The sequence below is a fragment of the Halobacteriovorax sp. RT-2-3 genome, from assembly GCF_047085075.1.
Taxonomy (GTDB): Bacteria; Bdellovibrionota; Bacteriovoracia; order Bacteriovoracales; family Bacteriovoracaceae; genus Halobacteriovorax_A.
In genome coordinates this window covers 1,126,862-1,141,358 of the sequence record NZ_JBKIYF010000001.1, presented here as the reverse complement: position 1 = coordinate 1,141,358, position 14,497 = coordinate 1,126,862, and the positions used below count along the sequence as shown (strand labels likewise).

Sequence of the window (14,497 nt, the reverse complement as noted above, 5' to 3'; positions counted from 1 at the left end):
AAAAACTTTATTAATTGAATTAATAATCTCCACCACTTTTATGGATGAGCTATAATAGATTAAATTATGTTTAAAAAGTTAATTACTCAAACATTGAAGTCATCGTCTAAAACATATAAAGAGTATAATTCATACTGTCCTTATATTGTGGATCACAAGTCTAGGCCTGTACCTGACGAAATAAAAACACGATATGCTAGGTATGATGATGCTCAGGCCATTGCTCGTATTATTAATGAAAATAATATTGATCCGAACCTTGATTATTCTTTCTTTTTTGAAAGAACGAAAAAAGAGTTGGCCCGTGGTGGAAACTTAAAAGGTTTTCATCTGATTGTTGCCATTCTTGATGAAGAAATAGTTGGTTATGGAAGATCAATTCTCTATACACAAGAAATGGTCAATCAGTATAAGTACAAAGCACCTGTCGGTTGGTATCTTATGGGACTTACTGTTCTTCCAGAATATCGTGGCCGTGGTATTGGTGATCTCTTAACTCAAGAGCGACTTAAACACATTGGGCAAATTTCAACGAAAGCTTATTATGTTGTTAATGCAAAAAATAAAACCTCTATTAAGATGCATGAGAAGTACGGTTTTAAATTAAAAGAAGAAGGCCAAGGTTTCTTAAAAATATCATTTAATGGCGGATTAGGAATGCTGTATGAATGCAGCTTAATAACTAGAGAAGTAGATAAGGACTAAAATGGATTTTTTCAATTATAGAGAAAATGAATTATTTGCAGAGGATAATAAAGTAGCCGATCTTGTTCAAAAGTATGGAACTCCACTTTATATCTATTCTTTGAAAACATTTAAGAGACACTTTCTAGCTTTTCAAGAACCTTTAAAAGAGCATCGTCATTTAATTTGTTATGCAGTTAAGGCGAATTCAAATATTAATATCTTAAAAGAACTGGCCGCAATGGGCAGTGGTTTTGATATCGTTTCTCGTGGTGAACTTGAAAGAGTATTGGCAGCAGGTGGACAAGCATCAAAGACGGTTTTTTCTGGGGTAGGAAAGTCTTATGATGAAATTGAGTTTGCACTTGAAAAAGGTATTAAATGCTTAAATGTCGAATCAGTAGCTGAGCTTAGAAGAATTAATGAAGTTGCTAAAAAAATGAAAAAGAAGGCACCGGTTTCAATTAGAGTTAATCCAGATGTCGATGCTAAAACGCACCCATATATTGCAACAGGTTTAAAAGAAAATAAATTTGGTATTTCATTTCAAAAAGCGCAAGAAGTCTATGACATCGCACATTCATTAGACTCGATCAGTGTCGAAGGCATTGACTGCCACATTGGTTCGCAGCTTACTAATATCGGTCCTTTTCTAGAGGCATTAGAGAGGCTAAAACAATTAGTTGATACTCTAAGAAAAAACGGTACGCCCCTTAAACATATTGATCTAGGAGGGGGATTAGGAGTTAAATACCGTGATGAAGTTCCTCCTCATCCAAGTGAATATCTTGCTCAAGTAATTAAGAGCCTTGAGGACTATCCTGAGTTAGAACTTATCTTTGAACCTGGTCGAGCGATTGCTGCTAATGCGGGAATACTTGTGACAAAGCTTGAGTACATTAAGGAAAATGAGGGGAAGCATTTTGCTATTGTTGATGCGGCAATGAATGATTTAATGCGACCGGCCCTTTATCAAGCATGGCAAGAAGTCATCAAAGTCGATCAATCAATTAGAGGAATAAAAGAAAATTTTGATATCGTTGGCCCAGTATGTGAGACAGGGGATTATCTTGCAAAAGATAGGGAGCTTGAACTAAGTGAGGGAGAGTTGTTAGCAATTCGCTCTTGTGGAGCTTATGGCTTTACGATGTCTAGTAATTATAATTCAAGACCAAGAGCATGTGAGTTGCTTGTTGATGGCGATAAAAATCGTTTAATAAGAAAGCGAGAAACTTACCAAGATCTTTACTACTTGGAACAATGTGATTAGGATCCAAATATGAATTCAAAAACTGTAACACTAACACCACTTTTTCCAACAACAGAATGGGCCTGGGATATTTCAAAGGATCAAGGTAATACGGTTCGTATTTTACATCCTTCAGGAAATGTTTTTATTTCACAAGTGATTTTAAATCGTCAGTCTCGTTTAGAAGGTAACGAACAAAAGATTTATGACCTTAATTTAAAAGATGTCGATCTTATCGCTTATATTATGGATTACTTCATTAACAAGGCCACAACGAAACTTAATCGCGGTAATGCCATGATTGTTGCTGGAAACCTTGTTAGTAGTTATCGTTTTCGTCTACCTTTAGGACCGGAAACACTTCCACTTGAAGATCAAAAGACTACCTTTGGTGAATACCGTAAGTTTGGTGAACACAAGCTCTTCATGCAAGGTGAGGAGTTAAATGTTTTCGTTATTGGAAAAGAAGGCAAGAATGAGTTCTATGCCGTAACACTCAATGATACAAAAATTGGGGACTTCAATATTCCTAAACTTGAGCTTTTAAAATTTCCTCGTTCATACTTTAGACAAAGCTTTGATTAATAATACTTTTTAAGTAGTTGATTTCACAGGGTATTCCTTCGCTCTATCTTTATATATTATACTGGGGTATAGTATAGTGAGCGGAGGTTAACGATGGCCCATATTCATCAAAATAAGAAAAAAATTATCACGCGAATAAGACGTATCAAGGGACAACTTGAAGCGGTTGAGCGTGCTCTTGAAGAAGATAAGGATTGCTACAGCATTCTACAAACTCTGGCCGCGTGTCGCGGTGGACTTAATGGCCTAACTGGAGAGTTGATTGAAGAACATGTGAAGAACCATGTGATGGTTTCACCACTTGACCCAAAGACTCCTCAGGATGAAGCTGCAATTGAATTAGTAAATTTAATAAAAACTTATTGGAAGTAAAGTATGAAACATAAAGAACATTTAGAACCACATAATTATGTCCTAGAAGATGATCGTCTAGGCTCAAATGAAAAGAGAACGATGCTTGTTATTCTTTTAACATTTGTCACGATGGTAGCAGAGATTGGCTATGGTTATTTTACGGGGTCAATGGCCTTACTTGCTGATGGCTGGCATATGGGCTCTCACGTTGGTGCACTTGGGATAACTGTTATCGTTTACCGCTTGGCACGTTCTGAAAAAATAAATGAAAAGCTTAGCTTTGGTGCAGGTAAGATGATTCCTTTGGGAGGCTACACAAGTGCGCTTATGTTGGGAATTGTTGCTATTGTGATGGGAGTTGAATCTATTGGCCGCTTTTTAAATCCAATGGAAATTAAATTTGAAACGGCCATCCTTGTGGCCATCATTGGTTTAATTGTAAATATCCTAAGTGCAGTTCTTCTATGGGACTCCCATGACCATCATCATGGACATGATCACGGTCACAGTCACGATCACAGTCATGGCCATAACCATGTTCATGACCACAACCACCGCTCAGCACTTCTTCATGTTATTGCCGATGCTCTAACTTCTGTCATGGCCATTGCGGCACTCTTTGCTGGAAAGTATTTTGGTTGGAACTGGGCCGATCCTATTATTGGAATTCTAGGTGCCATCGTTATCTTAAAATGGGCATGGGGACTTGCTAAAGATACAGTCTGGGAACTACTTGATGGGAACTCTAAATTATTTGATGAGGAAGAGATTAGAAAACTTTTCTCTCACGATGATGATATAGAAATAGCAGACCTTCACCTCTGGAGAATTGCTCCAAATGCTCATGCTTGTGAAGTGATGATTTACAATTGTAATTTGAAGGGGAGTGAATACTACCGCGAGAAAATTTTAGCTAAGTACAATATTTCTCATCTCATTGTGGAAGAGCGTCTTTGTACAAATTCATAATTTTATAAGTATTTAAAATGCCGTATTTTTGGGGCAGCAATGCCCCATCTTTTTAGTCTACCTCTTATCATTTCAGTACTTTATTTGCCGATTTTTAATTTGTATTAAAATTCTCATACGAATTTAATTGAGCTCGTCGATAAAGAGGCGAAATGATGAAGATATTTAAGAAATCATACATTCATATTTTATGCCTACAGCTACTGGTTACTAGTTGTGTGCCTGAGATTCAACGTCGTGAAAATTCACGTGGAGAAGTTCAGGTAAGCAATATTAGTGTTCAAGGTGATAAGCTTAGAATTGTAGGTTCAAGTCTTCATAAGGTTGAAAATATTCGCATCACTGATAAGAGTGGGACGACTTCAGACTTTTCAATTGGATCGCAAAATGAGGGAGAAATCATTGCAGATGCTCTTTCAAATACTCTTCTTCCTCTAAATCAAATTCTTACGATGACTTTGCAAAGTGCAAATGGTGCAAGCACGTTTACGATTAATGTTGATCTTCCAGATCTTGGTGCTTCTCATGGGCAGATACTCCAATACAATGCCATCACAAGAAAGTGGGCACCTGCTAATCAACCAACTTCTAGCGTTACCTCTGTTAATGGAAAGTTAGGTGCGGTTAATCTCACAGTTGATGATCTTTACGATACAGATACAAGTGGAGCAATCTCAGGCTCTATTTTAAAGTTCAATGGAACAAATTGGGTTATTGGTACAGATGAAGGTGGTTCTTCAACAAATGCAACTTCAATTCACAATCGACTCGTTTCGAATATCACTCCTACTGATGGCCAGGCACTTGTTTGGAGCAGTAGTAATTCTTCTTGGGTTCCTTCAACTATCGCAAGCGGTGGTGGAGGTGGAACTGGAGAGGCCAATACAGTTTACTCAACTGGTGGAACTTCAATCTTCAAACAAAAAGTTGGTAGTCAGCTTCAGTTTAAAGGTCTTTCTCCATCTTCTGATATTAATATTACTGAAGGATCAAACTCTCTTGGTCTTCAAATAAGCACAGCAAATGGTGCAAACCAACTTCTAAGACTTGATTCTCTTGGAAGACTACCTGCTCTTGATGGTTCCCAGTTAACAGGCATCTCTGGTGGAGGTGGTGGAAGTGGTGAAACTAACACGATGTCGACAGCATCTGGTGCTTCTATCTTTAAGCAGAAGTCTGGTGTGGACTTTGTTATGCGTGGTATTTTAGGTTCATCTGATTTCGTTATTAATGAGAGTACAAATACAGTTGATTTTCAAATCAATACGGCCAACGGTGCCAATCAACTTCTAAGATTAGATTCTTCTGGTCGTCTTCCGGCACTCGACGGTTCTTTGCTAACTGGAATCGCAGCAGGTGGTGGGGATACAACTTTACAATCACGAGATGTTTCTGCTGCCGCACCTACAAATGGTCAGGCACTTTTATGGAATGATGTAAGTCAGCAGTGGGAGCCTGCCACTATTACTGCTGGAGGTGCTGGTGGTGAAGTTAATACGGCCTCAAGTGCAGGTGGCGAAGCAATTTATCAAAATAAAGTAGGCTCAAACTTAGTCTTTAAAGGGCTATCAAATACTACTGATATTTCTTTAACAGGAAATGCAAATGATATTCAAATCGGAATAAATACTTCAAATGGAGCGGGACAGATTCTTCGTCTTGACTCTTTCGGACGTCTTCCTGCACTAGATGGATCTCTTTTAACTGGTATTGCGGCTTCTGCATCAGGTGATGCTGTTAGCTTACAAACGAGAGATATTTCATCAACTGCGCCAACTGATGGCCAGGTTCTTACTTGGAATAATTCTGTTTCAGAGTGGGAGCCTCAAACACTTGCAGCTGCAAGCTCTGATGCGACAACTCTTCAGACTCGCAATGTTGCGACAACTGCTCCTGCCGATGGACAGGCGCTTGTTTGGAATAACGGAACTTCACAGTGGGAGCCACAAACGATTATTTCTGGTGGTGGGTCTGGTGAGAATAACACAATCTCAAGTGCTGGAGGAGTTTCACTTTTCAAGCAAAAATCGGGTGTTGATTTAATTCTTAAAGGTCTTCAAGGATCTACAGACTTCACTGTTTCTGGTAGTACGAATACTGTTGATCTACAGATCAATACATCAAATGGTGCAAATCAACTTTTAAGACTGGATGCCTCTGGTCGTCTACCTGCGATTGATGGATCTCTTCTAACAGGGATTGCTGGTGGAAGCTCTGATGCAACAGCAATTCAATCTCGTACAGTATCTGCTGTTGCTCCTGCCAATGGACAAGCTCTTTTATGGAATAGTACAAGCTCTCAATGGGAGCCAACTACAATTGTTACTGGTGGTGCCGGTGGTGAAGCCAATACTGCTTCTAGTGCTGGAGGAGAAGGTTTATTCCAAGCAAAAGTTGGAACGAATCTCGTCTTTAAAGGTTTAACTGGTGGAAGTGATATTACTCTGACAGGTAATACTAATGATGTTCAAATTAATGTAACAACTGCAAATGCGGCCAACGAACTTCTAAGACTTGATGCTTTTGGACGTTTACCTGCTGTTGATGGTTCACAGTTAACTGGTATTGCTACATCGGATAATACAATTCAATCTCGTGCCGTTGCTTCTACTGCTCCTACTGATGGGCAGGCCCTTGTGTGGAATAACACTGCTTCTCAATGGGAGCCGCAAACAATAAGTGCGGGAGCAGGTGGGGAGTCTAATACGATTTCTAGTGTCGGTGGTGCTAGCTTATTTAAACAAAAGACAGGTGTTGATCTTGAATTAAAAGGTCTGACAGTAACGAGTGACCTTGCTATTACTGAAAATGTAAATGATGTTCAAGTGGGAGTTAATACTTCTAATGGAGCAAACCAATTACTACGTCTTGATGCTTCTGGACGACTACCTGCTATCGATGGTTCACAATTAACAGGTATTGCTGCCGCAGGTGAAGTCAATACGGCCAGTAATCTCGGTGGTTCTTACGGGGTATTTGCACAAAAGAATGGTAGCGAACTTCAATTTAAAGGTTTTAACTTTAGCACTGACTTTAGTATTTCTGATGTTGGTGACTATTACGATATAACTCTATTAACATCAAATGCGGGTGGAGAGTTACTTCGTCTTGAATTAGATGGTAAGCTGCCTTCCTTAGATGCAACAAACTTGTATAATCTTCCTGCAAGTGATACGACATTACAATCTAGAAGTGTATCTCCAAATCCTCCTTCTAACGGACAAGTCTTAACTTGGAATGGTACTTTTTCTGAGTGGGAACCTGCGGATCTTACAGTATCTGGTGATGATCTTGGAAGTCACATGGCCACGCAGAACTTTCAAATTGGGGCCAATTATATTTCTTATTCTGGTCTAGATGAAGGTCTCTATGTAAACCTTGGTGGTAATGTTGGGATCGGAACAAATACACCAGCGGCCGATCTTCATATTTCGGACTCTCATGCGGAAATGAAAATTCAAGATTCTAATGTTGGAATTTCTTCTGAAGTAAACTTCACACTCCTTGCGGATGGTTCAGAAGCCGGTTTTGCGCTTCTTAATTCAAATTATGACTGGGCCGCAGATTTTCCTGATGCTTCATGGTCTGATGTCATGCTATTTCACTCAGCACCTGAAACAGCTAATGGAATGCGCATGCATGCATTTGCTGGAGACATTAATCTATCAGTTGGGGATGCCATTCTTACTGATGTGCTAAATGTAAACGGAACAAATGGAAACGTAGGGATTCTTACAACTACGCCAAGTGGGTCCTTTGCCTTAGATGTAAATGGATCAGTTAGAGGGACAGCAGCCTTTGACTCAACATCTGATGAGCGTCTCAAAAAGAAAGTGACATCGATCTCTAGTGAAATCTCAATTTTAGATAAGCTCTCTCTTCTAGATGGAGTTTATTTCGAGTGGAGAAAAGATGAATTTCCTCAAAAGAACTTTAAAGAAGGAAGAGATATCGGTGTTATTGCTCAAAACGTAGAGAAGGTATTTCCTGAGGCCGTATCAAGAGATGAGAATGGTTATTTAAGTGTTGCTTACGCAAAATTAGTTGCGCCGCTTATTGAAGCTGTTAAGAGTTTATTTTCTATTTCAAAGGATCAGGGAAGAGATATTGCTTCTCTTGAGGCCAGAACTAAAAAGCTTGAAGAAGAGAATCAGATGCTTAAGCAAGCTCTTTGTGAAATGAATCCGAAAGCGAAGATTTGTCAAAGCAAACAATCTAAGTAGTCGTAATTACAAAAGACTCCCATGGTTTTACAGAAGATTTTATAGGCTCCCTTGAGTTTAGTGGCGATGCGTTATAAAAATCCATCTAGAACAAAAACACGGGACGATTCTATGAGATCTATTTATCTATCACTTTTGATAGCGTTAACAACATTTAGCGCACATTCTGCCATGGCCCAAACGACTAAGCAGAAATTCTGTAAAGAAAGAGAAAATAAGCACTTTGTTAGGAATCAGATGATGACAAAGATAAGTGCTCACATGGGCTTTAGAAATTACGGAGGCCTTCTTAATGGTGGTGTTTGTTGGTGGCACTCGCGCTTTCATCGTAATGCCCTTTATCTTGGAATCTTTAGGCCAGAGTATTCGAAACCATCAGAAGATGAAGCGAAGACTATCATAAAAGCAATTCGTCGAGGCCGTAGTGTCGTTGAGATTCCTGGTTATCGAAACTTAAGAGAGTTCTCAATTGATAATGATCACTTAATTCAAAATGAACTTGAGGCCTGGCAAAGAACTGATGGGTTTATTAATCAGCAGTGGGTGATTGGTTTACTTGGAACAGCTAAGCGAAGCGAAAATGGTATGAGAAAGATGATGGATGGACTTTATGATCGCGTTGTTAATCAAGGTGATGTGACTTATCAGAAATTACAAATTAAGGGAATCGATGCTCACGCTTGGCTTGTTGTGGATATGAAGAAGACGAGAACAGGTTATACTCTTTATGCAGTTGATAGTAATTTTCCTGGAGAGCTGCAAAAGGTTCGCTACAATTATGGAGATAAATTCTTTCACTATAATCGTTGGTATGGAGAGTTTGCTCCGTACACGGGAAGGAAAGTTGAGATCAAAAGAGTTAAGAAAGTAATTAAAGAATTTTGCGAATAAAAAAAAGGGAGCTATTAAGCTCCCTTTCTTTTTTATCTATGTTGCTTTTATTAAGCTTCATCAATTGAGAAATTTTCCATCTGATCAAAGTTTAGGTAACGATAGATTGAATCGTCCTTACCTTGAAGTGGTTGCATCATCTCTAGGTACTCATCTGGTTTTGGTAGGTAACCAAGTTTTGCAGCGATAGCAGCAAGCTCAGCAGATCCTAAGTAAACACGAGCATCTTTACCCATACGGTTATTGAAGTTACGAGTTGAAGTTGAGAACACTGTTACACCATCTTTAACACGTGCTTGGTTACCCATACATAGTGAACAACCTGGCATTTCAAGTCTAGCACCAGCAGCAGCGAACTTCGCGTAGAAACCTTCTCTTGTTAGTTGATCTTGATCCATTTTTGTTGGAGGACAAATCCAAAGTCTTGCATCAGCTTGACCTTGACCTTCAAGAACAGTTGCTGCCGCTCTGAAGTGACCGATATTTGTCATACAAGAACCGATGAATACTTCATCAATTTTATCACCTTGAACATCGCTTAGTTTCTTAACGTCATCTGGATCGTTTGGACAAGCAACGATTGGCTCTTTCATTTCATCAAGATTGATTTCGATAACAGCAGCGTACTCAGCGTTTGCATCCGCTTCCATTAGCTCACCATTTTCAATCCAATCATTAACTTCTGCGATACGTCTCTCTAGTGTTCCAACGTGTCCAAAACCGTTTGCGATCATTGACTGCATAAGAGCAACGTTTGATCTTAAGTATTCAACTACTGTTTCACGGCTTAGTTTAATTGTTGAACCAGCAGCACTTCTTTCTGCAGTTGCATCAGTAAGTTCGAATGCTTGCTCAAGTTTAAGATCTGGAAGACCTTCCATTTCTAGAATACGACCAGCAAAAATATTTTTCTTACCTTTCTTTTCTACAGTTAGTAGGCCTTCTTGAATTGCTTGGTAAGGAATCATGTTAACAACGTCACGAAGAGTGATACCTGGTTGTAACTTTCCTGTGAAACGTACAAGAACTGATTCTGGCATATCAAGTGGCATAACACCAAGTGCCGCAGCAAATGCGACAAGCCCTGATCCTGCTGGGAATGAAATTCCAAGAGGGAAGCGAGTGTGAGAGTCACCACCAGTACCAACAGTATCTGGAATTAGAAGACGGTTAAGCCAAGAGTGGATAATACCATCACCTGGTCTTAGTGCTACACCTTCTCTGTTTCTGATATATTCTGGAAGAGTTGCGTGAGTGATAACGTCACTTGGCTTTGGATAAGCAGCTGTGTGACAGAATGATTGCATTACAAGATCAGCATTGAACTTTAGACATGCAAGCTCAGTCATCTCATCTCTTGTCATTGGCCCAGTTGTATCTTGTGAACCAACTGTTGTCATTTTTGGAAGACATGAAGTACCTGGAAGAATTCCTGTCACTCCACATGCTTTCCCAACCATTTTTTGAGCAAGAGTATAACCTTGACCTTCGTGTGCAAGAGTTGTGTGTGGCTTAGCAAAGATTCCTGAATCATCAGCAGTTCCTTGTCCAAGAGACGCTCTTGCTTTATCTGTTAGCATTTTTCCGATAATTAGAGGAACACGACCACCAGCTCTATACTCATCTAGAATTGTTTCTGGAGCAACATCGTACTTTGCAAGTTCGCTACCTTTCTCATCAAGGATCTTTCCTTCAAGTGGACGAACTTCAATTACTGTTCCTGTTGTAAGCGCTGATACATCAAATCCGTGGATTGGAAGAGCACCAGAGTCTTGAGCAGTGTTAAAGAAGATCGGAGCAATTGTTTGACCGATAATAACACCACCACGTCTCTTGTTAGGTACGAAAGGAATATCGTCACCAATACACCATAGAAGAGAGTTGATTGCTGACTTTCTAGAAGAACCTGTACCAACAACGTCACCAACGAAAGTAACAGGAAGGTTAAACTTTTCTTTAAGGTCTGAGATTTGCTTTGGACCTTCTGGGAAAAGTGATCCACCCATAACATTTGCGTGAAGAGGGATATCCGCTCTTGTAAATGCAAATGGAGCAGGAGAGAAGTCATCTGTATTGATTTCACCGTCTACTTTGTAAACGACAGTTTTGATTGACTCATCAACTTGTGGCTTATTAGTAAACCATTCTGCATTTGCCCAAGATTCGATGATCTCTTTAGCAATAGCATTTCCACCATCTGCTAGTTTTTTTACGTCATCAAAAACGTTTACTGCAAGAGGAAGGTTTTTTAATTCTTTAGCAGCAAGCTTTGCAAGTGCTTCATCACTTCCTGCTACGATATCAGTTAGGCCTTGAAGGTTGAAACCACCAACCATTGTACCTAATAATTCAACTGCATATTCTTTTGAAATTAGTGAACAAGTGTGTGCACCTTTTGTAATACCAATTAGAAAGCTTGCCTTTACTTGTGCAGCAGGGTCAACACCTGGATTGATACGATCTTTTAAAAGATCTAAAAGCTCCTGAGTTGGCTCAGATTCAAGAAGTTTTACAACTTCTGTTGCTTGTTCTTTTGTTAATGCTAATGGAGGAATACCTTCTTTGGCCCTTTCCTCAACATGTGCGTGATAATCTTCTAGAAAATTAGACATAGATCCTCGACTTTTTGAGTTAAATTCAGTTTTTTGTATTTGATTTATACATGCTTTTTTATCATCTTTTCGGGCCTTTTGCTAGTCGTTATCAGCTTTAAGGAGGCTTGACTAAATTAACTTTTTTTAACTCAGTGCGTATCGTTTGGAAGACGATAGGTCAGACATGAAAAAGCAAGAATTCGAATTAGAGTTGGAAAAATTATGTGAACAAATCTTTTTTAAAGAGGAGTTGTTAGAATATATAAATGTACATAAATCTTATGTGCAGCATTTTTCTAAGCTCTTAATGAAAAGTCTTGGCTGTAATGTCCTAATGGGAGGGCCTGATTCAGGTATCTTTGGTGACATTGCGCTTCAAACAAGAAAACAAGTAAATTGGATTGAAGTTTATGCAGGGACAAAGGCGATTGTTGAGCTAAAGAATATCTATGGCCAAAAACGCTACTTGGCCATAAGCACTTCTAAGTTGTCTCACTTAGTGGCCATGTCAGATGAGAGTGATTTTACTCTCTTACTTAATGATGTCTTGCGACCAGGTTTTGTTGCAGGAATTGATTTTGACTTTTTGCGCTATAAAGGGGCCGCTTCCATAACGATTTCGAAATCTCGCGCAAGAGCAGCACAAAAGCATGGTGGAGCAATCTTTGAAAAAGTATTGCTCATTCATAATTTGGGGACAAGTGATTGTAAAAGATATGACTATAAGCCAGATTTAAAGTGTAATTCGATCAATCTAGCAGTGGATTATCGCCATTATAATATCATTTTGAATATTGAATCTGCTGCAGACGTGTCGACGGTGCGCAAACTCTACTTATCTCGAGGCTCTAACCTTAGAAATTACTTTGAAAAAGAAGGCAGTATCGATATCTATCATATGGATGTTAAGAGAAGCCCCCATTACGATGAAAACTTAAGTCTCGATAAATTTGATGGTGTTTACTTGAGTTGGCGTCCACATATTGTCGATAAGTACTTAATTGAAGAAGCGCAAAATCACCCTCAATTTCCACATTTTCCTTTTTCACAGGAAGATGATGGCGAAGAAGCAGCATAGCTTTTGGGCTTTGCTAAAATTGATCTTCATAGTAGATTGTTTATAAACATAACAAGTAGGTTATTTTATGAATCAATCACGTGTCGATCAATTAAGTCCAAAATATGTTTGGTCAAATTTTCAAAAATTACTAGATACTCCTAGGCCTAGCTACCACGAAGAGGCAGTACAAACTTTATTACTTCTATTTGGAAAGAGTTTAGGTTTAGAAACATATCGTGACGAAGTAAACAATGTCATTATCAAAAAGCCTGGTCAGCTAGGGGGGGAGAACTCGGCTCCTATTATCCTTCAAGGCCATCTTGATATGGTTGCTCAAAAAAATGAAGGTAACTCACATGATTTCAAAATAGATCCTATCACGACGATTATCGATGGTGATTGGGTACGTGCAAATGGAACAACTCTAGGTGCGGATAATGGTATTGGTTGTGCCTTTGCGATGGGACTTCTTGAAAGTAAAGATATTGCACACCCTCCATTAGAATGTGTTTTTACAGCTTGTGAAGAAGCAGGAATGCATGGAGCAATTGGGCTAAAGGGTGATCACTTCGAAGGTAAGATTATGCTTAATCTTGATACCGAAGAAGAAGATGAGCTAATTATTGGATGTGCCGGTGGTGTTGATTTAATTTTTGAAAAAGAATTTAATCAAATAGCTGCTAAAGGCGTACGTCAAAGAATTGCAATTAAAGGTTTAAAAGGTGGACACTCTGGAATTGATATTCACCGTGGCCGTCTTAATGCAAATAAGTTAATCCCAAATGTTTTTGCAGGCGTTGATGATATCCAACTTGTATCAATAAAGGGCGGCTCTTTAAGAAATGCTATTGCAAGAGAAGCTTTTGTTGATTTCTATACAAGCGAAGTGAACCTTCCAAAGATTCGTGAAAACTTTGAATCACTTTGGGAGAAAAATCAACATGCAGAAGGTGGCCTAAAATTTGAATTGGCCACTTTAAATGAAGAAGCAAATGCTCTTTCAATTGAGGACTCTAAGCTAGTCCTATCTGCAATTAGTAATTGTCAACACGGTGTAAAAGCTTGGGATCAACACTTTGAAGGTGTCGTGGAGACATCGACAAACTTAGGTGTTATCACTCTTGAAGCTGGAAAGTTTAATATGGCAAATCTCATTCGTAGTGCGAGTGAAGAGGCGAGAGATAACTTTGCTCAAGAAATGATTTCAGCTCAAAAAGATCTCGATGGGAAGGCCATTCTTGAAGGAGCATATCCTGGATGGAAACCAAATCCAGAATCTAAGATTCTTTCAATTACAGGAGAGGTCTTTAAAGACTTAAGAGGTAAAGCTCCTAAGATTTCATCTATTCACGCAGGCCTTGAATGTGGAATCCTTTCTAAAGCGATGCCAGATGTAGACATCATTAGCTTTGGCCCGACGATTACTGGTGCCCATTCTCCTGATGAGCAAGTTTCAATTGCTTCAGTTGAAAAGACTTGGCTTTTATTTTTAGAAGTCGTTAAAAGGCTAATGTAATGCTCACTATTGGCATACAAAATAATATTCTAACTCTCTTTGTTTATTTGATCGTAGTTCAAATACCAATGATTATTACTTACATTTTTGCTAAAGATTTAGGGATTTCTAATCTGTGGTTATACTTTGTTTGTCTTATAATTGGACTCAGGATCGCTTTTTTTAAAGATCAGCACTTTAAAAAGAAAATCGAATCAAAGCTATTTAAACAACTTCAGTTAAAGAATGGTAAATCTCCTTCAAAAAGTGAGATTGTTAAGGCCTTGAATTTAACGATAAGCCTCAGAGATATAATTTTCTTTGGTAACTTAATTATCGTATTAATTTTAACGGCAATTTTTAATCAATTTTAAGTTCGATAAAATGACGTAA

General features: G+C 38.8%; 11 protein-coding genes. 10 read left to right on the top strand and 1 reads right to left on the bottom strand.

Going from position 1 to position 14,497, the window contains the following annotated elements:
- Positions 1–66 precede the first annotated feature (66 nt).
- From ACMAYX_RS05330 to ACMAYX_RS05300, 7 genes are all read left to right on the top strand, one after another.
- Positions 67–705 carry a GNAT family N-acetyltransferase gene (locus ACMAYX_RS05330; RefSeq protein WP_103216549.1) on the top strand — a complete coding sequence of 213 codons (639 nt, stop codon included), beginning with the start codon at positions 67–69 and terminating at the stop codon, positions 703–705.
- A 1-nt stretch (position 706) separates the two neighbouring features.
- Positions 707–1,954, top strand: coding sequence for a diaminopimelate decarboxylase (gene lysA, locus ACMAYX_RS05325; RefSeq protein ID WP_392991102.1), 1,248 nt, complete (start codon positions 707–709; stop codon positions 1,952–1,954).
- A gap of 9 nt (positions 1,955–1,963) precedes the next feature.
- A complete protein-coding gene (locus ACMAYX_RS05320; RefSeq protein ID WP_103216551.1) occupies positions 1,964–2,518 on the top strand; it encodes a hypothetical protein in 555 nt (184 codons plus the stop codon).
- A 93-nt stretch (positions 2,519–2,611) separates the two neighbouring features.
- A complete protein-coding gene (locus ACMAYX_RS05315) occupies positions 2,612–2,890 on the top strand; it encodes a metal/formaldehyde-sensitive transcriptional repressor (protein WP_103216553.1) in 279 nt (92 codons plus the stop codon).
- Positions 2,891–2,893: 3 nt separating this feature from the next.
- The gene (gene dmeF, locus ACMAYX_RS05310) at positions 2,894–3,841 is read left to right on the top strand and encodes a CDF family Co(II)/Ni(II) efflux transporter DmeF (RefSeq protein WP_103216554.1); all 948 of its coding nucleotides are present in this window, start codon (positions 2,894–2,896) and stop codon (positions 3,839–3,841) included.
- 152 nt (positions 3,842–3,993) lie between these two features.
- Entirely contained in the window at positions 3,994–8,064 is a 4,071-nt protein-coding gene (locus tag ACMAYX_RS05305) for a tail fiber domain-containing protein (RefSeq protein ID WP_103216555.1), read from the top strand.
- Positions 8,065–8,175: 111 nt separating this feature from the next.
- Complete coding sequence (locus ACMAYX_RS05300; protein WP_103216556.1) at positions 8,176–8,955, top strand: hypothetical protein; 780 nt, start codon at positions 8,176–8,178, stop codon at positions 8,953–8,955.
- Positions 8,956–9,005: 50 nt separating this feature from the next.
- Here the strand turns inward: ACMAYX_RS05300 and acnB are convergent, their stop codons facing one another.
- On the bottom strand, positions 9,006–11,567 hold the full coding sequence (gene acnB / locus ACMAYX_RS05295) for a bifunctional aconitate hydratase 2/2-methylisocitrate dehydratase (RefSeq protein ID WP_103216557.1): 2,562 nt from the start codon (positions 11,565–11,567) through the stop codon (positions 9,006–9,008).
- A 166-nt stretch (positions 11,568–11,733) separates the two neighbouring features.
- Here acnB and ACMAYX_RS05290 point away from each other — a divergent pair, with 166 nt between their 5' ends.
- The 3 genes from ACMAYX_RS05290 to ACMAYX_RS05280 all read left to right on the top strand — a co-directional run bounded on the left by ACMAYX_RS05290 (position 11,734) and on the right by ACMAYX_RS05280 (position 14,478).
- Positions 11,734–12,627 carry a hypothetical protein gene (locus tag ACMAYX_RS05290; RefSeq protein ID WP_103216558.1) on the top strand — a complete coding sequence of 298 codons (894 nt, stop codon included), beginning with the start codon at positions 11,734–11,736 and terminating at the stop codon, positions 12,625–12,627.
- Positions 12,628–12,694: 67 nt separating this feature from the next.
- Positions 12,695–14,125: a beta-Ala-His dipeptidase gene (gene pepD / locus ACMAYX_RS05285; protein WP_103216559.1), complete on the top strand. Its 1,431-nt coding sequence runs from the start codon at positions 12,695–12,697 to the stop codon at positions 14,123–14,125.
- On the top strand, positions 14,125–14,478 hold the full coding sequence (locus ACMAYX_RS05280; protein ID WP_103216560.1) for a hypothetical protein: 354 nt from the start codon (positions 14,125–14,127) through the stop codon (positions 14,476–14,478). Before pepD ends, ACMAYX_RS05280 begins: the two co-directional genes overlap by 1 nt.
- Positions 14,479–14,497 lie beyond the last annotated feature (19 nt).